This is a genomic window from Pseudomonas sp. DW-iso17 (assembly GCF_058725345.1).
This window is the reverse complement of sequence record NZ_JBZXEA010000011.1, coordinates 661795-683090: the sequence shown is the minus strand read 5'-3', so window position 1 is coordinate 683090 and position 21296 is coordinate 661795. Positions and strand designations below refer to the sequence as shown.

Here is a 21296-nt window from a genome sequence, read left to right as displayed (position 1 = left end):
CGTTTGAGGCAACCATGGCAGAAACAACCGCTTCGGGCTATATCCAGCACCACTTGCAGAACCTGACCTTCGGTCAGCTTCCTAATGGCGGCTGGGGCTTTGCCCACACCGCAGCAGAAGCCAAAGAAATGGGTTTCTGGGCTTTCCACCTGGATACTCTGGGTTGGTCGGTCGCATTGGGTCTGATCTTCGTCCTGATTTTCCGCATGGCGGCAAAGAAGGCGACTTCGGGTCAGCCAGGTGCTTTGCAGAACTTCGTTGAAGTATTGGTCGAATTCGTCGATGGCAGCGTGAAAGACAGCTTCCATGGCCGTAGCCCGGTGATTGCACCGCTGGCACTGACCATCTTCGTCTGGGTGTTCCTGATGAACGCCGTCGACCTGATCCCGGTGGACTGGATTCCTCAGTTGGCCATGGCGATCTCCGGCGACCCGCACATTCCATTCCGCGCCGTATCCACCACTGACCCGAACGCCACACTGGGCATGGCTCTGTCGGTATTCGCGCTGATCATTTTCTACAGCATCAAGGTCAAGGGCATCGGCGGCTTCATCGGCGAACTGACCCTGCACCCGTTCGGCAGCAAGAACATCTTCGTTCAAGCCCTGCTGATCCCGGTGAACTTCCTGCTGGAATTCGTCACCCTGGTCGCCAAGCCGATTTCCCTGGCTCTGCGACTGTTCGGCAACATGTATGCCGGCGAGCTGGTGTTCATTCTGATCGCTGTGATGTTCGGCAGCGGCCTGCTCTGGCTTAGCGGCCTGGGCGTAGTTCTGCAGTGGGCGTGGGCTGTGTTCCACATCCTGATCATTACCCTGCAGGCCTTCATCTTCATGATGCTGACCATCGTCTACCTGTCGATGGCGCACGAAGAGAACCATTAAGACCAGTCTCGACTAGTCTGATGTCCTTCCCGGTCAAACGGGAAGGTGGCCCAACAGGGCTATGAAACGATTTGTTTTACCGCTTTAAAATCTAAAAAACCTAAACCATACGACGTAAAAGTCGGGAGGAAAGATGGAAACTGTAGTTGGTCTAACCGCTATCGCTGTTGCACTGTTGATCGGCCTGGGCGCCCTGGGTACTGCCATTGGTTTCGGCCTGCTGGGCGGCAAATTCCTGGAAGGCGCAGCGCGTCAGCCAGAAATGGTCCCAATGCTGCAAGTTAAAATGTTCATCGTCGCCGGCCTGCTCGACGCCGTGACCATGATCGGCGTTGGTATCGCACTGTTCTTCACCTTCGCGAACCCCTTCGTTGGTCAACTCGCTGGCTAATCACTCGATTTTCGAGTGATTGGGGTGATGGACAACGAATGAGCGAGGTGTTGGCGTGAACATTAATGCAACCCTGATTGGCCAATCCGTTGCGTTCTTCATTTTTGTAGTGTTTTGCATGAAGTTCGTGTGGCCTCCGGTCATCGCGGCTTTGCACGAACGTCAGAAGAAGATCGCGGATGGTTTGGACGCTGCCAGCCGTGCAGCTCGCGACCTGGAGTTGGCCCACGAGAAAGTGGGTCAGCAACTGCGCGAAGCTAAAGCACAGGCAGCCGAGATCATTGAGCAAGCCAAGAAACGCGGTAACCAGATCGTCGAAGAGGCTGTTGAAAAAGCCCGCGTCGAAGCTGACCGTGTGAAGGCTTCGGCTCATGCCGAGATCGAACAGGAACTGAACGGTGTCAAAGACGCGCTGCGTGCCCAACTGGGTGCTCTGGCCGTTGGCGGTGCTGAGAAGATCCTCGGTGCCACAATCGATCAAAACGCGCACGCGGAGCTGGTTAACAAACTGGCTGCTGAAATTTAAGCGAGGGCGATCATGGCAGAACTGACCACGTTGGCCCGACCTTACGCTAAGGCAGCCTTCGAGCACGCCCAGGCCCACCAGCAGCTGGCCTCTTGGTCAGCCATGCTCGGCCTGGCTGCAGCAGTGTCGCAAGACGACACCATGCAGCGCGTGCTCAAGGCCCCGCGCCTGACGAGCGCAGACAAGGCCGCCACTTTTATTGAAGTGTGCGGCGACAAGTTTGATGTGAAGGTGCAGAACTTCATCCACGTCATTGCCGAAAACGACCGTCTCCCGCTATTGCCGGAGATCGCCGCTCTGTTCGACCTGTACAAGGCCGAAGCAGAGAAATCGGTAGACGTTGAAGTGACCAGTGCTTTCGCATTGAACCAAGAACAGCAAGACAAACTCGCCAAGGTTCTCAGTGCACGACTCAATCGGGAAGTGCGCCTGCAAGCTTCGGAGGACGCATCGCTTATTGGTGGTGTTGTTATCCGTGCCGGCGACCTGGTTATCGATGGCTCGATTCGCGGCAAAATCGCGAAACTTGCCGAAGCATTGAAATCTTGAGTTTGAAGGGGCAGCAGAGCAATGCAGCAACTCAATCCTTCCGAAATAAGTGAAATTATCAAGGGCCGCATCGACAAGCTCGATGTGACCTCCCAAGCCCGTAACGAAGGCACTGTCGTCAGCGTATCTGACGGCATCGTGCGGATTCACGGTCTGGCCGACGTCATGTACGGCGAGATGATCGAGTTTCCGGGCGGCGTCTACGGTATGGCCCTCAACCTGGAGCAAGACTCCGTAGGTGCCGTTGTATTGGGCGCATACACCAGTCTGGCTGAAGGCATGAGCGCCAAGTGCACAGGCCGCATCCTGGAAGTTCCGGTTGGTAAGGAACTGCTGGGTCGCGTTGTCGACGCACTGGGTAACCCTGTTGACGGTAAAGGTCCACTGGGCAACACCGAGACCGATGCGGTCGAGAAAGTTGCTCCAGGCGTGATCTGGCGTAAGTCGGTAGACCAGCCTGTACAGACTGGCTACAAGGCTGTCGATGCCATGATCCCGGTCGGCCGTGGCCAGCGTGAGCTGATCATCGGTGACCGTCAGATCGGTAAAACCGCTCTGGCCATCGACGCGATCATCAACCAGAAAGACAGCGGCATTTTCTGCGTCTACGTAGCCATCGGTCAGAAGCAATCGACCATCGCCAACGTAGTTCGCAAGCTGGAAGAAAACGGCGCCCTGGCCAACACGATCATCGTGGCTGCCAGTGCTTCGGAATCTCCTGCGCTGCAATTCCTGGCACCGTACTCCGGTTGCACCATGGGTGAATTCTTCCGCGACCGCGGTGAAGACGCGCTGATCGTTTATGACGATCTGTCCAAGCAAGCAGTGGCTTACCGCCAGATTTCCCTGCTGCTGCGCCGTCCACCAGGCCGTGAAGCCTACCCAGGCGACGTGTTCTATCTCCACTCCCGTCTGCTGGAGCGCGCATCCCGCGTTTCGGAAGAATACGTAGAGAAGTTCACCAACGGCGCAGTGACCGGCAAAACCGGTTCCCTGACCGCACTGCCGATCATCGAAACCCAGGCTGGCGACGTTTCCGCGTTCGTTCCGACCAACGTGATTTCCATCACCGACGGTCAGATCTTCCTGGAATCGGCCATGTTCAACTCGGGCATCCGCCCTGCAGTGAACGCCGGTGTTTCGGTATCTCGTGTGGGTGGTGCCGCTCAGACCAAGATCATCAAGAAGCTCTCCGGTGGTATCCGTACCGCTCTGGCTCAGTACCGTGAACTGGCGGCATTCGCCCAGTTCGCTTCTGACCTGGACGAAGCGACCCGTAAGCAACTTGAGCATGGTCAGCGCGTTACCGAGCTGATGAAGCAGAAGCAATACGCCCCAATGTCGATCGCTGACATGGCGTTGTCGCTGTATGCCGCTGAGCGTGGGTTCCTGACCGACGTTGAAATCGCCAAGGTCGGCAGCTTTGAACAAGCGCTGATTGCTTACTTCAACCGCGATCACGCCGAATTGATGGCGAAGATCAACGTGAAGGGTGACTTCAATGACGATATCGACGCTGGCATGAAAGCCGGTATCGAGAAGTTCAAGGCCACCCAAACCTGGTAAGCCGCAGCGGGAGCCGCAAGGCTTCCGCTTGCTAACCTGATAGGTGTTACATGGCAGGCGCAAAAGAGATTCGCAGTAAGATTGCGAGCATCAAAAGCACGCAAAAAATTACCAGCGCCATGGAAAAAGTGGCGGTCAGCAAAATGCGCAAGGCACAAATGCGCATGGCTGCTAGCCGTCCTTATGCGGAGCGTATCCGCCAGGTAATTGGGCATCTGGCCAACGCCAACCCGGAATACCGCCACCCGTTCATGATCGAGCGCGCCGTCAAGCGTGCAGGTTATGTGGTAGTGAGCAGTGACCGTGGTTTGTGCGGTGGTCTGAATACCAACCTGTTCAAGGCCCTGGTCAAGGACATGGCGGTAAACCGCGAAAACGGCGTCGAGATCGATCTGTGTGTTGTTGGTAGCAAGGGTGCGGCCTTTTTCCGCAACTTCGGCGGTAACGTCGTTGCAGCTATCAGCCACCTGGGTGAAGAGCCGTCGATCAATGATTTGATCGGCAGTGTGAAGGTGATGCTGGATGCGTACCTGGAAGGCCGGATTGACCGCCTGTCCGTGGTATCCAACAAGTTCATCAACACCATGACCCAGCAGCCAACCGTGGAGCAATTGATTCCACTGGTGGCAACCCCGGATCAGGAACTCAAGCACCACTGGGACTACCTCTACGAACCAGACGCCAAAGAGCTGCTTGACGGCTTGATGGTGCGCTACGTGGAGTCGCAGGTGTACCAGGCGGTGGTCGAGAACAACGCAGCTGAACAAGCGGCGCGGATGATCGCGATGAAAAACGCTACCGATAACGCCGGTGATCTGATCAGCGATTTGCAGCTGATCTACAACAAGGCGCGTCAGGCTGCGATCACCCAAGAGATCTCGGAAATCGTCGGCGGCGCTGCCGCGGTTTAACGGTTCAAATATTCAGAGGATCCAGCTATGAGTAGCGGACGTATCGTTCAAATCATCGGCGCCGTTATCGACGTGGAATTTCCACGCGACAGCGTACCGAGCATCTACAACGCGCTGAAAGTACAAGGCGCGGAAACTACCCTGGAAGTTCAGCAGCAGCTGGGCGACGGCGTAGTTCGTACCATTGCGATGGGTTCCACCGAAGGCTTGAAGCGCGGTCTGGACGTTGTCGACACTGGCGCTGCCATCTCCGTACCGGTCGGTAAAGCGACCCTGGGCCGGATCATGGACGTACTGGGCAACCCGATCGACGAAGCTGGCCCGATTGCCACCGAAGAGCGCTGGGGCATTCACCGCGCAGCACCTTCGTTCGCAGAACAAGCGGGCGGCAACGACCTGCTGGAAACCGGCATCAAGGTTATCGACCTGGTTTGCCCGTTCGCCAAAGGCGGTAAAGTCGGTCTGTTCGGTGGTGCCGGTGTAGGCAAGACCGTAAACATGATGGAACTGATCCGTAACATCGCCATCGAGCACAGCGGTTATTCCGTGTTCGCAGGTGTTGGTGAGCGTACTCGTGAGGGTAACGACTTCTACCACGAGATGAAGGACTCCAACGTTCTGGACAAAGTGGCACTGGTTTACGGTCAGATGAACGAGCCGCCGGGAAACCGTCTGCGCGTAGCCCTGACTGGCCTGACCATGGCCGAGAAATTCCGTGACGAAGGTAACGACGTTCTGCTGTTCGTCGACAACATCTACCGTTACACCCTGGCCGGTACTGAAGTATCCGCACTGCTGGGCCGTATGCCTTCTGCAGTAGGTTACCAGCCGACCCTGGCTGAAGAGATGGGCGTTCTGCAAGAACGTATCACTTCGACCAAGGAAGGTTCGATCACTTCGATCCAAGCGGTATACGTACCTGCGGATGACTTGACCGACCCGTCGCCAGCTACCACCTTCGCCCACTTGGACGCCACCGTCGTTCTGTCCCGTGACATCGCTTCCCTGGGTATCTACCCAGCGGTCGATCCACTCGACTCGACTTCGCGCCAGCTGGACCCGAACGTGATCGGCCAGGAGCACTACGACACCGCTCGCGGCGTTCAGTACGTGCTGCAGCGTTACAAAGAACTGAAGGACATCATTGCGATCCTGGGTATGGACGAGCTGTCGGAAGCCGACAAGCAGTTGGTAAACCGTGCTCGTAAGATCCAGCGTTTCTTGTCGCAGCCGTTCTTCGTGGCTGAAGTCTTCACCGGTGCTTCGGGTAAATACGTTTCCCTGAAAGACACCATTGCTGGCTTCAAAGGCATCCTCAACGGTGACTACGACCACCTGCCAGAACAAGCGTTCTACATGGTCGGCGGCATCGAAGAAGCGATCGAGAAAGCCAAGAAACTGTAATCCTGGCGCCCGGAAACGGGCGCTCATCAGGTTGAGGCAATCAGATGGCTATGACAGTCCATTGCGATATCGTCAGCGCGGAAGGGGAAATTTTCTCCGGTCTGGTCGAGTTTGTAACAGCGCACGGCGACTTGGGTGATCTTGGTATCGCCATGGGTCACGCCCCGCTGATCACAAGCTTGAAGCCAGGTCCGATCACTCTGACCAAGCAAGGCGGGGAACGTGAGGTGTTTTACATCTCCGGTGGTTTCCTCGAGGTTCAGCCGAACATGGTCAAGGTACTTGCCGACACCGTGCAACGTGCTGGCGACCTGGATGAAGCCTCCGCTCAGGAAGCCGTCAAGGCTGCCGAGAAGGCGCTGAACGAAAAAGGCGCAGACTTCGACTACAGCGCTGCTGCAGTCCGTCTGGCCGAGGCCGCAGCCCAGCTGCGTACTCTCCAGCAGATCCGCAAGAAGTAAGCGGCCACGCCGTTTTGCTTGATGCGTGATTGATTAAAAAGGGTAGCCTCGGCTACCCTTTTTCTTTTTTGCAAAACACTTCTTTGGTCTGAACCCGGACCGCCCAGGATTGGTAGCCATTCATGTCTCTTGAAATCGTCATTCTCGCCGCAGGCCAGGGCACTCGTATGCGTTCGGCCCTGCCCAAGGTGCTGCACCCGGTCGCGGGCAATTCCATGCTGGGTCATGTTATCCACAGCGCCCGGCAACTGGCCCCACAACGTATTCATGTGGTGATTGGCCACGGTGCCGACGTGGTCCGTGAGCGTCTGGCCGCGGACGACCTGAATTTCGTATTGCAAGACAAGCAACTGGGCACCGGCCACGCGACCGCGCAGGCTGTGCCTTTCATCACCGCGGACACGGTATTGATCCTCTACGGCGATGTACCGCTGATTGAAGTGGAAACCTTACAACGCCTGCTCAAGCACGTGGTGCCTGGCCAGATGGGCCTGCTGACCGTTGAGCTGGACGACCCTACGGGCTACGGCCGCATTGTGCGCAACGCCGACGGCAAGGTGGCTGCCATCGTTGAACACAAAGATGCCAGCGAAGCCCAGCGCGCGATTACTGAAGGCAACACCGGCATTCTCGCGGTGCCTGCCAACAAGCTCGCCGATTGGATGAGCCGCCTGTCCAACAACAACGCCCAGGGCGAGTATTACCTCACCGACGTCATCGAGATGGCCGTCAGCGATGGCCTGCTGGTCGCCACCGAGCAGCCCCACCATCCGATGGAAGTGCAGGGCGCCAACGACCGCAAACAACTGGCAGAGCTGGAACGTCACTATCAACTGCGCGAAGGCCTGCGCCTGATGGCCCAGGGTGTGACTCTGCGAGACCCGGCGCGTTTCGATGTACGTGGCGAAGTCACGGTGGGCCGCGACATCCTGATCGATATCAATGTGATCCTCGAAGGCCGCGTGATCATTGAAGACGGTGTGGTGATCGGCCCGAACTGCGTGATCAAGGACAGCACCTTGCGCAAAGGCGTGGTGGTCAAGGCCAACAGCCATATCGACGGTGCGGTGATGGGCGAGGGCAGCGATGCCGGGCCGTTTGCGCGCTTGCGTCCGGGTAGCGAGCTGGGGGCCAAGGCCCATGTGGGGAACTTTGTCGAACTGAAAAACGCTCACCTGGGCGAAGGCGCCAAAGTCGGCCACCTGACTTACCTGGGCGATGCCGTCATCGGCGCCCGCACCAACATCGGCGCCGGCACCATCACCTGCAACTATGACGGTGCCAACAAGTACCAGACCACCATTGGTGAAGACGTGTTCATCGGCTCCAATAACTCGCTGGTTGCTCCGGTGACCATCGGCGATGGTTCCAACACCGCAGCGGGCTCAACCATCAACCAGGATGTGGATAAGTCCCAACTGGCTGTTGCCCGGGCTCGCCAACGCAACATCGACGGCTGGAAACGCCCGGTCAAAATCAAGAAGACCTGAGTTATCCACAACTCCATAGGTTGATACGCCCTCCTGTGGGAGCTGGCTTGCCTGCGATAGCGGTCTGACATTCATCATGATGTCGCCTGACACGCCGCTATCGCAGGCAAGCCAGCTCCCACAGTTGTTTAGTGGCATGTCCGAAAGCTCTACAAAAATGCCTTCCGCCTCTTGACGATCTTTCACCAATAGGTTTTGATTGCCTTCGTTATCTTTCGAAACGAAACTTATCACTACCATGTCGAAACGAAACACCCCCCAACGACGCCACAATATCCTGACCTTGCTCAACGAACAGGGCGAAGTCAGCGTGGACGAATTGGCCAAACATTTCGAAACTTCGGAAGTGACCATCCGCAAGGACCTTGCTGCCCTCGAAAGTAACGGCTTGCTCCTGCGTCGCTACGGCGGTGCAATCACTATGCCCCAAGAGCTGGTGGGTGACGCTGCCCAGCCCATCTCGGTCTACAAGCGCGCCATCGCCCGTGCGGCCGTGAAGCGTTTGCGTGAACATGCGCGCATCATCATCGACAGCGGCAGCACCACCGCCGCGATGATCCCCGAACTGGGCCATCAGCCGGGCCTGGTGGTGATGACCAACTCCCTGAACGTGGCCCGCGCCTTGAGCGAACTGGAACACGAACCGGTGCTGTTGATGACCGGGGGCACCTGGGACCCGCATTCGGATTCGTTCCAGGGCCAGGTCGCCGAGCAGGTCCTGCGTTCTTACGACTTTGACCAGCTGTTCATCGGTGCCGATGGCATCGATTTACTGCGCGGCACCACCACCTTCAACGAACTGCTGGGCTTGAGCCGCGTCATGGCCGAGGTCGCCCGTGAAGTGGTGGTGATGGTCGAATCCGACAAGATCGGCCGCAAGATTCCCAACCTGGAACTGCCCTGGAGCAGCGTCCATACCCTTATTACCGATGATCGCCTGCCGCTCGAGGCCCGCGACCAGATCCAAGCCCGCGGCATCACGCTGATATGCGCGGCAATCATCTAGGAGAAGCACCATGTGTGGAATTGTTGGCGCAGTCGCCGAACGTAACGTTACTGCCATCCTGATCGAAGGCCTCAAGCGCCTCGAATACCGCGGCTACGATAGCGCCGGTGTGGCCGTCTTCACTAACGCCGGCAAGCTGGAGCGCATGCGCCGCCCGGGCAAGGTCAGCGAGTTGGACCAGGCCCTGGCCGGTGAGCCACTGGTAGGTCGCTTAGGGATCGCCCACACCCGTTGGGCCACCCACGGTGCTCCGTGCGAGCGTAACGCTCACCCGCACTTCTCTGGCGACCTGGCGGTGGTGCACAACGGCATCATCGAAAACCATGAAGTGCTGCGTGAACAACTCAAGGGCCTGGGCTACGTCTTCACCTCGGACACTGACACCGAAGTGATCGCCCACCTGCTCAACCACAAGCTCAAGGACCACAGCGACCTGACCACCGCCCTCAAGGCCACGGTCAAAGAGCTGCACGGCGCCTACGGCCTGGCCGTGATCAGCGCGAGCCAGCCTGACCGCGTCGTGGCCGCCCGCAGCGGTAGCCCATTGGTAATTGGCCTGGGCCTGGGTGAGAACTTCCTTGCGTCCGACCAACTGGCCCTGCGCCAAGTGACCGACCGCTTCATGTACCTGGAAGAAGGCGACATTGCCGACATCCGCCGTGAAAGCGTGCAGATCTGGGACGTGAACGGTCAGTCCGTGGAACGTGAAGCCGTGCAATACCGCGACGGTGCCGAAGCCGCCGACAAGGGCGAGTTCCGCCACTTCATGCTCAAGGAAATCCACGAGCAGCCGTCCGTGGTACAGCGCACCCTGGAAGGTCGCCTGAGCCAGAACCAAGTGTTGGTGAATGCTTTCGGCCCGCAAGCCGCTGAACTGTTCGCCAAAGTGCGCAATGTGCAGATCGTCGCCTGCGGCACCAGCTATCACGCCGGTATGGTGGCGCGTTACTGGTTGGAAGAACTGGCCGGCATCCCATGCCAGGTCGAAGTCGCCAGCGAGTTCCGCTATCGCAAGGTGGTGGTGCAGCCCGACACCCTGTTCGTGACCATTTCCCAGTCCGGCGAAACCGCCGACACCCTGGCCGCCCTGCGCAATGCCAAGGAACTGGGCTTCCTCGGCAGCCTGGCGATCTGCAACGTCAGCATCAGCTCCCTGGTGCGTGAATCCGACCTGACCCTGCTGACCCAGGCCGGTCGTGAAATCGGCGTCGCCTCCACCAAGGCTTTCACCACCCAACTGGTGGGCCTGTTGCTGCTGACCCTGTCACTGGGCCAAGTACGCGGCACCCTCGCCGACGGTGTCGAAGCCACTCTGGTGGAAGAACTGCGCCGCCTGCCGACCCGCCTGGGCGAAGCCTTGGCCATGGACGGCACCGTGGAAAAAGTCGCCGAGCTGTTCGCCGACAAGAACCACACCCTGTTCCTCGGCCGTGGTGCGCAGTACCCGGTTGCGATGGAAGGCTCGCTGAAACTCAAGGAAATCTCGTACATCCACGCCGAAGCCTACCCGGCCGGCGAGCTGAAGCACGGCCCGTTGGCCCTGGTGGATGACGACATGCCAGTGGTCACCGTGGCGCCGAACAACGAACTGCTGGAGAAGCTCAAGTCCAACCTGCAGGAAGTACGCGCCCGTGGCGGCCAACTGATCGTCTTCGCTGACGAGAAGGCCGGAATGACCAACGGTGAAGGCACGCATGTAATCAACATGCCGCACATCCACGACACCCTGTCGCCGATCCTCTACACCATCCCGCTGCAGTTGCTGTCGTACTACGTCGCGGTGCTCAAGGGCACCGACGTTGACCAGCCGCGTAACCTGGCGAAGTCGGTGACGGTGGAGTAAGCCTCACTGGCGTACCCAAAAGGGGCTGGTTTTGAACAATATAGATTGACACTAGTCAATATAGTTTGACACGCGGAAACATAGATTGACACAAGGCTGAAACCCCCGTATCTACGGGGGTTTCTTCATTCCAGGCTTTCCTTTGGTCTGGATTCATCGCTTCAGTTTTCAGCGGGTGTAGTCTAGAAATGCTTTAAATACGGTCGCTACGGTGGTCATGTTCTTCTACGACTTTTTCTCGGCAAGAGTTGAAGCGGTCCACATCGACTGAGGAGGCGTGGGTTGCGAGGTCGTAAGTTTGCATCACAGCAGGACATTGATCGGCACATTGCAAATGGATTTGGCGGAGGCGCCGGGGCGAGCTACGTGCCTTGGCTGCGGGTACAGGACGTTCCTTCGATCGGTCGTTCGCACAAGATTCAAGGCGTCAAGATCGACAGGATCCATCACTTGCTGTCAGATCTCGAGCGTTCTTACTTCCTTGTGTGTGAATTTTCAGAAGACGTCGTGGATATTCGTGAACAATACCCATTGCTCCCCTCAGAGCGGGCGCAAGCCATAGCCACGTCTATAAACGTACGCTTCCCCCGGTACCCTAGAACAACGCTGCCTTATGTGATGACGACCGATTTTCTACTAACTGTTAAGGACCAGAATGGAAATTTCAAGTCGGTAGCTAGAACTGTGAAGTATCGTTCTGATTTAGTAGGCAAAGGAAGTAAACGCACGCTTGAAAAACTTGAGATTGAAAAGCGCTTTTGGCAGAGTCAAGGTGTCGATTGGAAAATCGTCACAGACGAGTTTTTCACACGAGATCTGATTAAAAACCTTGGGCTAATCAGAAAATACTCAAAACTCCCTCGTGATTTAATGAAAGTATCGCTGCATTCTAATTTTATTGATTGCTTGGCAAACAGCCGCGAATATCCGTGGACTTTGGCCACCTGTTTAAGAAAAATTGCATCCCTTCTGTCCATCTCCTATATCGACGCCCAAGCAATATTCTTCCATCTGGTTTGGAATAAGGGACTGAAAATCGACTTGGTTAGCTCTCCTCTACATCTTACTGGGCTAGTTCCTGACTTCGAAGTTATCCAGAACTCTATCGATATTTCGATGAAGGAGAAAATGTCATGAATTTGTTCGTAAATGACGTTTTTGAGCCTGTTACCGATTCGTCAGTTATCGGTACGATCGTTAGGCTCATTTACCTTGATGAAATGCATGACCTGGCTGTTGTGATTGACCTAGCTGATCCTCCTAGGCAGCCATACGCTATTAGTCTTGAAGAGCTGCATCGATCGGTATCGGGTGGTGATACGAAACCAGTGACCATCGCCACACCCGAGTTCATGCTTGTGCTTGAGGATCAGTTGGACGAGGCAGCCAAGCTGGGCCGAGACGAAAAATGGGCCATCATTGCCCCTCTGCTAGATCCTGACTACCCAGGGCGAATATTCGCACGGGGGGAATTTGGCCCGTTGGTTAGCAAAAGAGCTTCAGACTTGGGGATTCAGCGAAAGAAGATTTATCGGCTTCTTTACCGTTATTGGATTTATGGTCAAATCCGAAACTCCTTGCTTAATAATTATTCAGCGGTAGGTGTTTTCGATAGAAAATATGATCCGAGTAAGCCTCCAGGTCGAAAGCCTAAATTTCAAGGCGTTCTTACACCGTCTTCCAAGATGCTTAGCACTGTTGATAAAAAGTGTATTCGTGTTGGGTATGCGCTTTATGTGAAAGATAAAAAATCTTCTATTTCGAGCGCATATGACGAAATGTTGAGAAGATTCTACTCGGTTCGAGATATCTCGAAAAACAGCGAAGAAAAGCTTCATTTGCTTCCGAGTTCAGAAATACCCAGCTTGAGGCAGTTTAGATATTGGGGCCAAATCTTTTTTGACGAAATAGAAACTGAGCGTGGCCGTAAAGGTTTGAGGAGGTGGCTGAAAGACTGCCGCCCGCTTTCAGGTACTGTTCGCGATTGGCTGCGTGGACCATGTCACCAGTTTGAAATCGACGCAACTATTGCCGATATTTATTTGGTCAACAGCTACTCTAGAAGGATGCTCATAGGCCGCCCCATAGTTTATATCGTAGTGGATAGCTTTTCCGGAATGATCGTTGGTCTCTATGTGGGGTTGGAAGGCCCCAGTTGGAATGGGGCGAGGCAGGCGCTATTCAACGCGTTTACTTCAAAGGTCGCGTTTTGCGCGCAGAACGGCGTTGAAATCAACGCAGATGACTGGGATTGTCACCACTTGCCCCACCAGATTTATGCCGACAGGGGCGAGATGCTCTCACTTGCAGCAGAAGGGCTTTCGTCAGGCTTGGGGATTGAGATGGGCACTGCCCCGCCATATCGGCCGGATTGGAAGCCTATGGTAGAGAGTCGGTTTGGCATTTTGAATGATCTGACGGGCATTAGATGGCTACCTGGCGGGGTAGCTGCGCGTGATAAAGAGCGAGGCGAGCGAGACTACCGGCTCGATGCCACCCTCACGCTTAAAGAATTCACACAGATCCTCATCAACTGCGTGCTCCACTATAACCGGCATCATCGTCAGCCTGACCGGCTGACGCAGGCAATGATGAATGACGGCGTTGAACCCACACCCAACGGAATATGGAGTTGGGCTTGCGAGAACGATCTGGTCGAATCTAACAAACGCCCCGACGAGATGGTTTACCTCCACCTCCTGCCCCGAGAGCGCGCGACCGTTCAAAAGGGTGGAGTGATGTTTCGCGGTATGCACTACGTGTGTGATATGGCCGTAGAGAAAAATTGGTTTGCCAAAGCTCGCAAAGGGGGGGTCTGGTCAATAGAGTGTTGGTTCGATCCGAACTCTGCTGCGCACATTTGGATCCAGGGTGATGCCAAGCAGTTTATCCGTTGTGATCTTCGACAATCGGATGCCAGTTACGCGAACTACCGCTCGGACGAAATTTTTGACCTGCTCGAAGCCTATCGCCAGAAACCACCAACTCACCGACGAGCTGAGCTGGAAAGCCGTGTGCAACTTAGCGATCAAGTCCATCAGATCATCACCAATGCCCTTTCTGAAAGAGAGCTGGAGCCTGCTCCTTCCACCAAGGCCGAGGCCACAGGAAACATCCGCGAAAACCGCGCCGAAGAACGGCTCCGTGAGCGTGAAAATGCGGTTGTACCAGCAGGTGTCAGGGCTGAGCCAGCTTCTCGACAATCTGAATCGACATCGACAGCGCGTGACTCATATGCCGGCGAGCGCACCGCGCAGGTTATCGATTTGCTCAAAAGAATACGGCCAGGACAGGCACAATGAAAGGTGCACAGACGTTTGCCAATTACGTCAAACAGGATATTCGTGAGTATGCCGGAAATCCGCTAATTGAAGCTTTGCCTCCAATACTCTCGGAGGCGACGGCTATAGAGCTGATCTCGAATTTTCCTCAGCCGGTGGATCCGAAAGAGCTGAGCCTCGAAGGAGCCACTCGAATTCACTGTATCGACCGTTTGAGAACAGTGGTACAGCCGTTTCTGTTGCACTTGGAACTGGAGGCTCTCTTCTCGCTGCTCATCCGTCGAGGGTATGTTGGGCGCAACCCGATGTCGCCCGCTACCGTCCGGCATTTGCATTCTTTATCCGGTGCTCAGCGTTACCACGATGCGTTCAAATCCACCGCAGAGACATTTACCGTCGTCGGCCTGAGCGGCATTGGGAAGTCGACGGCACTTCACGCCATTTTGAGCCTTTATCCACAGACAATCCGTCATGAGCGCTATGAGGGGAGGCAGTTTGTTCATACCCAAATTACTTGGCTGAAGCTTGACTGCCCTCGGGATGGATCACTGGCTGGGTTTTGCCAGCAGTTTTTTTATGCGGTTGGGGATGCTCTAGGGGACAAGGACTACCACAAGCGCTACAGGCACCGAAACATCAATGATGCGCTGCAACAGATGGAGCAGGTGGCGAGTACATTTTTCATCGGCGCCTTGTTGATCGACGAGCTGCAAAACCTCCACCTGGCGAAAACTGGTGGTAAGGAGAGCATGCTGAATTTTTTTCTGCACTTGGTTAACAACATCGGTATTCCGGTCGTTTTCAGTGGCACGAACTCGATGATTAGCCTGTTCTCAGAAGTGATGCGTACGGCCCGCCGAGTCTGTGGAGCCGGTACGCTCGAATTCAAACGCTTCGAGAAAGATGATGAGGAGTGGCGGTTGTTGGTCGAAAATCTTTGGAGCTATCAGTGGTGCAAGCAGACCGCTGAGCTGACCGACGAAATTTTAGACACACTGTATGAGCACACCCAAGGCGTCACAGATTTCTTGGTCAAGCTGCTGGTATTGAGTCAGCGATACGCGGTTCAGAGTGGCTCCGAGTGTTTGACTGCCGAGACTTTGGTGAAGGTCAGCAACTCAAAAATGCAGATTCTCAAGCCAGCCCTTTCGGCTCTGCGTAGCCGAGATCCGAAGCGCATGCGGCAGTTCGACGATTTGCTGCCGATTGAGGAGCAACTGAACGAAATGATGGTTTTCGACGGGTTGGCCCGAGCGGACCGCCTTTCCTTACTCCGAAGCGTTGTTTCCCGTGAAAAGCCGGCAGATACATCTCCCGCGAAAGAGCGCCAATCTCCGGTTGCTGCTGCAGTGGAAAGCTCAGAGGCTAAATCGTTAAGTGAACACGACAATCCTCTCGATGCACTGCGAGCTGCGGACTGGCTTAACGAGGATCTATTTGAGTTCTCGCCGATTTATCAGAAAGAGTAAGTAGGGGGTGATGAGGTGCACCTTAAACTCCATTTCTTCCCCACAGCGTTTCCAGACGAAACGCTGCACAGCCTGATTTCTCGCTATGCCAGTCTTTGCGGTGTTCGTAGTATCCGAGCCGCGTTCTCCGGCCTGAAATCGGCGGCGGCATTTTCACAGAATGTCGCCTTCCCAAGTCATCTTAGGGATTTTGTCGAAGCGCTACCCAGCGGTACCGAGCTATCAGTAGCCGAGATTCTTATGCGCCACACGTTATTACCCTACTACGCGCCATTTTTGAGTATGCGCCAGGTAGAACATGCTCGTGCGTTGATGACCGCTGATGGCAAAGGCCTGATGCTGAAGCTGGGTGTCAACGCGAGCCGTATTGAATTCGCCTCTAGAGTGCGGTTATGCGAAGAGTGTATTGCCCAAGATCAGGTACAACGGGGGGTCGCTTACTGGCATAGGGTTCACATGCTTCCGGGCGTGCTGGTCTGTCCGCATCACGGCACGTCACTCAGGATCCTTGATCATCGCTGGTCCAGCCGCAACTCTCGACAACTCACACTGCCGAGTGACGAGCATGTCCAAGCACACACGATACCTCTTGATATCCCGTCGGTGTGCAAGCCGCCGCTCCACGATATAGCGTTGCGCTCGCTTCAGGTTCTTGAATCTGAAGTCAGTGCGTTGTCGGCAGATACGATGCGCTACACGTTTATGCAAAAGGCAACACAGCTTAATCTTGCCTCTGGAAACCACCGTTTATATCTGCAACTGCTGGCACAGCACATGTCCAATTTTTTTACAGTACTGCCTCGAGATTGGGAATTTGCTGTACTCGGGAACGTCGGTGGGGATACACCCGCCACATGGGTCACGAAGCTGCTTCGTAAACCAATCACCTCTCATCATCCGCTCAAATACATTCTATTAGCCGGTGCACTGGACGTTGACATGGCGAGGTTGCTGCATGAACAACGCCCGCTGGAGCGGGAAGTGGCGTCTGGTCCGAAAACACACATGCGGCTACCTAGGCGCGATATACCGGAGACGTCGAGTGAAGGACTGGACTGTTCGTTGACCGCTGTATGGGAACATGCCCTTGAGGGAGCTGATGCCAAAAAGATTGCTGCCGTTTTAGGCGTCTCATTGGCGTACGTCTATCGCCGCATCCGCAGCGTACCTGGCGGTCAAGATGCTTGGAGGAAGGCTCGATTTCAAATTCAGCTATGTGCAAGACGCAGGGTCTTCGAGGCAGATTACCGTTTGCAAAAAGCACATGCGTGCAAGGGGTACGCTTGGCTATATCGAAATGACAAGCAGTGGCTGTCGAGATCAACTAAAAACCCAAGTATCCATCGCGCGCCCCGAATCAATAGTTCAGAGATGTTCGCTTCTCTCGATAACAGACTAGCCGGGGAAGTACGGCAGTGTGCTGATGTACTCTATGGTTTTAAAGGTAAGCCGGTTCGCGTGTCACGTACCAGAATTGGGAGAGAACTTCATGTTCTGTCTCGCTTCGAAAAGCAGCTCAGCAAGCTTCCTCTCTGTGCAGCAGCGCTTGACAAGGTATGTGAATCAGTTGAAAGCTTTCACGAACGGCGTTTACGGTGGGCTAGGCGCAAACTGCTCTCGGAGGGCAAGCCCGTGACGCGTTCTTCGCTCTACAGGCTCGCGAGCATACGGTTAACGTGTGAGCCAGCCGGTAATAAATCACCATTCGACACCCCGCATTCAACTCTTTGTGCCACAGGGCATTCGACAAAAATCCGTTTACTTCTCAAAAATAGCTGGCATTAAGCTACGCAGGTCGCGATATGAGAAGTGTAGGTTCACAAAATAGGTGATAGGCCAGACCCCGTGAAATTGGAATCTTCGCCATTTTTTTTGTGAAATGAAGGGGTGCTTTTCACAGAAAAGCCGAGAAATCCCTACTCACCAATCACAAAAGTTGATTGGCCTGGAAAGGGCCGTTTACGACCGACGCGTGACTTTTCGGTAAGGGATGAGGAGTAGTCGCAGCGATCCTTTAGCTCCTAGTCTGGCGACCTTGGGTTCAGAATCCGACTGGCAATGCCCGCCGTCACTACTTCAGAGGAACCAGCTTCCTCTGCTGCCAAAATTGCGGGGGCTCATGCTGGTACCCAGGCCCGACAAATGCGCAGTTGCAGCCCTCAATTGCAAGGCTATCCAAAGCGGCACGCGTGTCAATCAAGATCTGATGCATGACGATGGCCGGCCTCACGGAGGTGAAACCGGAGATTCAGAATGACTAAACCGACCCCGTAGACACCAACCTCCACGAAGGCCGCTATCGACCCAAAGCTGTCCTTCAAGAAAGGCAGCTAACGGCGAGAAGCGGTCATTTTGTATCTACAGGTTTCGGGGCGATTCACTCGTCTGATGCTCAGGAGCACCAGGATGGGCGTCAAGGAGGTGGTCATCTTGAGGTGGACTATGCTGACCAGTTGCTCTCAAATCTAATCGTGAGGTCCTCCATGGCAAACCCCAATCTGCTGGCTCTATTCAGAGATGAAGTCCTTCTGACCGGGCCTGAAAGCTCCCTACCTAGCAACCTATCTCAGTTCTGGCTTGAGGAGCTCCAGAATCATCTGGAGAGGTATTTCGACGGTTTGAACTCGGAGTCAGATGCAGAAGAGAAGGATCTCGACATCTCCCTCCCACTCGCAGCGATCATCCACATCTTGTTCGCAAAAAATGGTGGGGAGGAGATATCCGAGAGCTCTGAAAAGCTGTACGAGTATTTCCAAGACTACCGGCTCGAACTGGCCCTTGAAGAGATCACGCGAAAGACTCATGTGGCTGCCGAGGCTGCAACCATTGAGACCATCTTCACCAACCGAGACGTCCTGGTGGAGCAAAGCCCCCTTCTTCAATAGGTACCTCCACCGATGCCATCGCCGGCGGGCACGCTCCGAGGCATTGATGGAATGCATTTTGACGACTGCCGAGATCAGCGAATGAAAGAAATTGCTGCGCCGATGTTCGATCTAATCGCTTTGTCGCTTCCACGAGGGTTGGGGTTTGGGGACAGCCCGCCAGTAGGGGCATGGCTTAGTGAGGACGGAATTTCTTGTGCCGCTCTAACCCGAAATATCAATTCCGGCAGCTTCGGAATTGTCACCTTGCGGCGTCGTGTCGATAGCGTGTGGGTGCTCCTCAGCCATGGTGAGTGCACCACTGGCGAGTCCGAAGCCCGCGCCTCAATCAGCCATTTTCTCTATACCCAAGCCCATCCGCTTCCACTCCCTTCAGGTGAACGACGACGTGCTCCTCTAAGCAGAATGGGTAAGCGCACACCAAGCGTGGTGTTCAAATCACTATTTGATCCAAGCCGCCGTATTGGGGCGTGGGCGCTGAATCAACTGTATCTCGCACTGCCATCCCCAGACAGAAATTGGGTTCCCGATTGCCAGACTGAGAATTTTCACACCCGCCTCTGGGAAGCCCACCTATTAGCGATTTTTCGTGAACAGGGACTCTTGGTCACCCAGCCTAAAGAATCACCCGATTTTCACATCGAGAATAGGCTGGGAGATGAGGCCTGGGTTGAAGCAGTGACAGCCAACCCGGAAGAGCGGTATGAGCATTTTGGCGCCTCGCCGGTCCCCCCACCCGCTGACCGACATGAGCGTTTCTTAGGAGCGGCTGCAGAAAGGTTTGCGAGGACCATCCAAAACAAATTGGACAAGCGTTACGAATCCCTACCGCACGTGGAGGGTAAGCCGCTCATTCTGGCCTTAGCCGATTTCCATGCGCCCAGTTCAATGCTGTGGAGCAGGGAGTCGCTCATCAGCTATCTCTATGGCTTTGCAGTTCACTCATCTGCGCATCGTGGTACGCACCTGATAACTGTGGAGGAAGAGACATCTCTGCTATCAGGGCGCCCCAACGGCCTATTTACGCTAATGGAAAATGCCCATCTTTCAGCGGTCATTTTCACCAATGCCTGCACAGTGCCAAAGCTCAGCCGAGTGCCGATCTCAGGTGGAGCTCATCTAGACGGGTACCGATACTTGCGGTTTGGTGAGTTTTTCGACCGTTCTCCGGGAGCATCACGAGGTATCCCATTTCTGTTGGATGTAGCGTCCAGCGACTACGGTCAGCTCTGGCCGCAATATGGCTACGAGCCGTGGTCTGCTGAAGTGGAGGTATTCCATAACCCTATGGCACTATACCCGGTGCCTAATGAGTTGATACCAGAAGTCACCCACTGGAGAGAAGTAAACGGAAGAGTCGAGTGCGAATCTTTCTTTGATGTATCCATACTCCGATCCAGAACACTCGTCCTCAGTGCAAACGCTAAGGTTCCGTCACTCGATGAGTTGCTGACAGCAGCCAGTCCTCCAGAGCTCTGACGGCGGCGGGGTGGCCGCATCGTTGCCACGCAGGTAGATGAGAATTTCTCAGCAAGCTACCCAGCCAGGGGAAGGACATGAGATCCCCTGCGCAATTCAGGACCGTTGAAGCGTCACCTCTCTTCGGGTAAAAGCATGACCGTCATACAACGCTACAACAGCGTCATACCCGAGAGCATAGGAAGAAAAATGTCGATCCAAGGACTAAAACGATACTTTGGAAACAAGATTCACGCAGTGATAATGATGGCCCCGCTTAAGCGGGAAATGATACGCCTCGGCATATGCACCCTTATGGCGATTATTCTGAATATCATCTTGTATACCGGCGTTGAAGTAGACGGCACCATCAAGCCGTGGGCAGAAACCCCGATAAAACTGTTTGCATCGTCGATGTTATTCGCCTTCATGATCAAGGCTTTTCTGCCAGTTCTCGGCTGGACGATACTGAAAGCAATGCTGTTGAGTGCGAACAATGCCTTCAGCGGCATACTGAGTTTTTTGGGCAATCAGTTCACAGGCGTCATGTACTGTACCGGAATTATTATGGGTTCTATCACGATTAAATTGTATATGGTTTCCGGGGTTTTAGACTCTGAGTTTGCTTATCTGTCCGCAATCGTATTTGCTTCCGGGGTTTTATATTTCTATGTGCTGCAATGCGCCATTCAAAAAACAATGAGTCCGGCCCTGCGTACACCAGCAGTACCGCGTTAAACCACTAGGCTGTGACTATTCATCTCTGGTGCTCAGTAGGCGCTCGCTCTGCTGAACCCTCACCCATACACAACCATTAATGGACTGGCCCGCCTTCGACTTTATGAAGAAGGCGAGCGAGCACGTGACTGATTGCGCATGTATTCCGAGATGAGACTTTCGAAATTGATGTCCGCCTCCTCAACGAGAATATTGACGTGACAGTACAGCTCTTCAGGACCTCTGAGATAATTGAAAATCCTTGATCTAACGATGCCGCAAACCCCTTCTTTGACCGCCGTAGAGGGGAGGTTGATAACATCGCCAACGCACGGGATAAGAGCTAGGCCATGGTCGCTGTTGAAGACAATGTCAGCTGGACAGGCATCAATGCTGGCATCGGATTGTCCTTGCGAAACCTGCTGATAATCAATGCTATACCTCATGTACAGCCT

General features: G+C 54.9%; 19 protein-coding genes. 18 read left to right on the top strand and 1 reads right to left on the bottom strand.

Annotated features, from left to right (window positions below):
- Positions 1 to 14: 14 nt before the first annotated feature.
- From atpB to AC4PS6_RS10910, 18 genes are all read left to right on the top strand, one after another.
- Positions 15 to 884 carry a F0F1 ATP synthase subunit A gene (gene atpB, locus AC4PS6_RS10995; RefSeq protein ID WP_014720589.1) on the top strand — a complete coding sequence of 290 codons (870 nt, stop codon included), beginning with the start codon at positions 15 to 17 and terminating at the stop codon, positions 882 to 884.
- A 133-nt stretch (positions 885 to 1017) separates the two neighbouring features.
- Positions 1018 to 1275 (top strand): F0F1 ATP synthase subunit C, encoded by a 258-nt coding sequence (atpE, locus tag AC4PS6_RS10990; protein WP_002555987.1) that lies wholly within the window; start codon positions 1018 to 1020, stop codon positions 1273 to 1275.
- Positions 1276 to 1330: 55 nt separating this feature from the next.
- A complete protein-coding gene (locus tag AC4PS6_RS10985; protein ID WP_003195835.1) occupies positions 1331 to 1801 on the top strand; it encodes a F0F1 ATP synthase subunit B in 471 nt (156 codons plus the stop codon).
- A gap of 12 nt (positions 1802 to 1813) precedes the next feature.
- Entirely contained in the window at positions 1814 to 2350 is a 537-nt protein-coding gene (locus AC4PS6_RS10980) for a F0F1 ATP synthase subunit delta (RefSeq protein WP_003195833.1), read from the top strand.
- 21 nt (positions 2351 to 2371) lie between these two features.
- Positions 2372 to 3916: a F0F1 ATP synthase subunit alpha gene (gene atpA / locus AC4PS6_RS10975; RefSeq protein ID WP_003195831.1), complete on the top strand. Its 1545-nt coding sequence runs from the start codon at positions 2372 to 2374 to the stop codon at positions 3914 to 3916.
- A gap of 50 nt (positions 3917 to 3966) precedes the next feature.
- Positions 3967 to 4827 (top strand): F0F1 ATP synthase subunit gamma, encoded by an 861-nt coding sequence (gene atpG, locus AC4PS6_RS10970; RefSeq protein WP_005792602.1) that lies wholly within the window; start codon positions 3967 to 3969, stop codon positions 4825 to 4827.
- 27 nt (positions 4828 to 4854) lie between these two features.
- Positions 4855 to 6231, top strand: a complete 1377-nt coding sequence (gene atpD / locus AC4PS6_RS10965; RefSeq protein WP_003195827.1) for a F0F1 ATP synthase subunit beta — start codon at positions 4855 to 4857, stop codon at positions 6229 to 6231.
- 44 nt (positions 6232 to 6275) lie between these two features.
- Complete coding sequence (locus tag AC4PS6_RS10960) at positions 6276 to 6692, top strand: F0F1 ATP synthase subunit epsilon (protein WP_003195825.1); 417 nt, start codon at positions 6276 to 6278, stop codon at positions 6690 to 6692.
- A gap of 122 nt (positions 6693 to 6814) precedes the next feature.
- Entirely contained in the window at positions 6815 to 8182 is a 1368-nt protein-coding gene (gene glmU, locus AC4PS6_RS10955; protein ID WP_336827191.1) for a bifunctional UDP-N-acetylglucosamine diphosphorylase/glucosamine-1-phosphate N-acetyltransferase GlmU, read from the top strand.
- A 238-nt stretch (positions 8183 to 8420) separates the two neighbouring features.
- The gene (locus AC4PS6_RS10950) at positions 8421 to 9188 is read left to right on the top strand and encodes a DeoR/GlpR family DNA-binding transcription regulator (RefSeq protein WP_103451440.1); all 768 of its coding nucleotides are present in this window, start codon (positions 8421 to 8423) and stop codon (positions 9186 to 9188) included.
- Between the two features lie 10 nt (positions 9189 to 9198).
- Positions 9199 to 11031: a glutamine--fructose-6-phosphate transaminase (isomerizing) gene (gene glmS, locus AC4PS6_RS10945; RefSeq protein ID WP_014720585.1), complete on the top strand. Its 1833-nt coding sequence runs from the start codon at positions 9199 to 9201 to the stop codon at positions 11029 to 11031.
- A 282-nt stretch (positions 11032 to 11313) separates the two neighbouring features.
- Complete coding sequence (locus AC4PS6_RS10940) at positions 11314 to 12168, top strand: TnsA endonuclease N-terminal domain-containing protein (protein WP_492180805.1); 855 nt, start codon at positions 11314 to 11316, stop codon at positions 12166 to 12168.
- On the top strand, positions 12165 to 14333 hold the full coding sequence (locus AC4PS6_RS10935; protein ID WP_492180804.1) for a TnsB C-terminal domain-containing protein: 2169 nt from the start codon (positions 12165 to 12167) through the stop codon (positions 14331 to 14333). The genes AC4PS6_RS10940 and AC4PS6_RS10935 overlap by 4 nt, the downstream gene beginning before the upstream one ends.
- Complete coding sequence (locus tag AC4PS6_RS10930) at positions 14330 to 15781, top strand: ATP-binding protein (RefSeq protein ID WP_492180803.1); 1452 nt, start codon at positions 14330 to 14332, stop codon at positions 15779 to 15781. Before AC4PS6_RS10935 ends, AC4PS6_RS10930 begins: the two co-directional genes overlap by 4 nt.
- A 15-nt stretch (positions 15782 to 15796) precedes the next feature.
- On the top strand, positions 15797 to 17566 hold the full coding sequence (locus AC4PS6_RS10925) for a TnsD family Tn7-like transposition protein (protein WP_235865619.1): 1770 nt from the start codon (positions 15797 to 15799) through the stop codon (positions 17564 to 17566).
- Positions 17567 to 18264: 698 nt separating this feature from the next.
- Positions 18265 to 18666, top strand: coding sequence for a hypothetical protein (locus AC4PS6_RS10920; RefSeq protein WP_153428583.1), 402 nt, complete (start codon positions 18265 to 18267; stop codon positions 18664 to 18666).
- Positions 18667 to 18717: 51 nt separating this feature from the next.
- Complete coding sequence (locus AC4PS6_RS10915) at positions 18718 to 20145, top strand: hypothetical protein (protein ID WP_196997244.1); 1428 nt, start codon at positions 18718 to 18720, stop codon at positions 20143 to 20145.
- A 189-nt stretch (positions 20146 to 20334) separates the two neighbouring features.
- Positions 20335 to 20862: a hypothetical protein gene (locus AC4PS6_RS10910; protein WP_012269855.1), complete on the top strand. Its 528-nt coding sequence runs from the start codon at positions 20335 to 20337 to the stop codon at positions 20860 to 20862.
- 101 nt (positions 20863 to 20963) lie between these two features.
- Here AC4PS6_RS10910 and AC4PS6_RS10905 read toward each other — a convergent pair whose 3' ends face one another.
- Positions 20964 to 21287 (bottom strand): hypothetical protein, encoded by a 324-nt coding sequence (locus AC4PS6_RS10905; RefSeq protein WP_010951457.1) that lies wholly within the window; start codon positions 21285 to 21287, stop codon positions 20964 to 20966.
- Positions 21288 to 21296: the final 9 nt, after the last annotated feature.

Excerpts from the sequence above, each read along its gene's own strand:
- atpB (WP_014720589.1), top strand. The coding sequence starts at position 15 with ATGGCAGAAACAACCGCTTCGGGCTATATCCAGCACCACTTGCAGAAC.
- atpE (WP_002555987.1), top strand. The coding sequence starts at position 1,018 with ATGGAAACTGTAGTTGGTCTAACCGCTATCGCTGTTGCACTGTTGATC.
- AC4PS6_RS10980 (WP_003195833.1), top strand. The coding sequence starts at position 1,814 with ATGGCAGAACTGACCACGTTGGCCCGACCTTACGCTAAGGCAGCCTTC.
- atpA (WP_003195831.1), top strand. The coding sequence starts at position 2,372 with ATGCAGCAACTCAATCCTTCCGAAATAAGTGAAATTATCAAGGGCCGC.
- atpG (WP_005792602.1), top strand. The coding sequence starts at position 3,967 with ATGGCAGGCGCAAAAGAGATTCGCAGTAAGATTGCGAGCATCAAAAGC.
- atpD (WP_003195827.1), top strand. The coding sequence starts at position 4,855 with ATGAGTAGCGGACGTATCGTTCAAATCATCGGCGCCGTTATCGACGTG.
- AC4PS6_RS10960 (WP_003195825.1), top strand. The coding sequence starts at position 6,276 with ATGGCTATGACAGTCCATTGCGATATCGTCAGCGCGGAAGGGGAAATT.
- glmU (WP_336827191.1), top strand. The coding sequence starts at position 6,815 with ATGTCTCTTGAAATCGTCATTCTCGCCGCAGGCCAGGGCACTCGTATG.
- AC4PS6_RS10950 (WP_103451440.1), top strand. The coding sequence starts at position 8,421 with ATGTCGAAACGAAACACCCCCCAACGACGCCACAATATCCTGACCTTG.
- glmS (WP_014720585.1), top strand. The coding sequence starts at position 9,199 with ATGTGTGGAATTGTTGGCGCAGTCGCCGAACGTAACGTTACTGCCATC.
- AC4PS6_RS10935 (WP_492180804.1), top strand. The coding sequence starts at position 12,165 with ATGAATTTGTTCGTAAATGACGTTTTTGAGCCTGTTACCGATTCGTCA.
- AC4PS6_RS10930 (WP_492180803.1), top strand. The coding sequence starts at position 14,330 with ATGAAAGGTGCACAGACGTTTGCCAATTACGTCAAACAGGATATTCGT.
- AC4PS6_RS10920 (WP_153428583.1), top strand. The coding sequence starts at position 18,265 with ATGGCAAACCCCAATCTGCTGGCTCTATTCAGAGATGAAGTCCTTCTG.
- AC4PS6_RS10915 (WP_196997244.1), top strand. The coding sequence starts at position 18,718 with ATGCATTTTGACGACTGCCGAGATCAGCGAATGAAAGAAATTGCTGCG.
- AC4PS6_RS10910 (WP_012269855.1), top strand. The coding sequence starts at position 20,335 with ATGTCGATCCAAGGACTAAAACGATACTTTGGAAACAAGATTCACGCA.
- AC4PS6_RS10905 (WP_010951457.1), bottom strand. The coding sequence starts at position 21,287 with ATGAGGTATAGCATTGATTATCAGCAGGTTTCGCAAGGACAATCCGAT.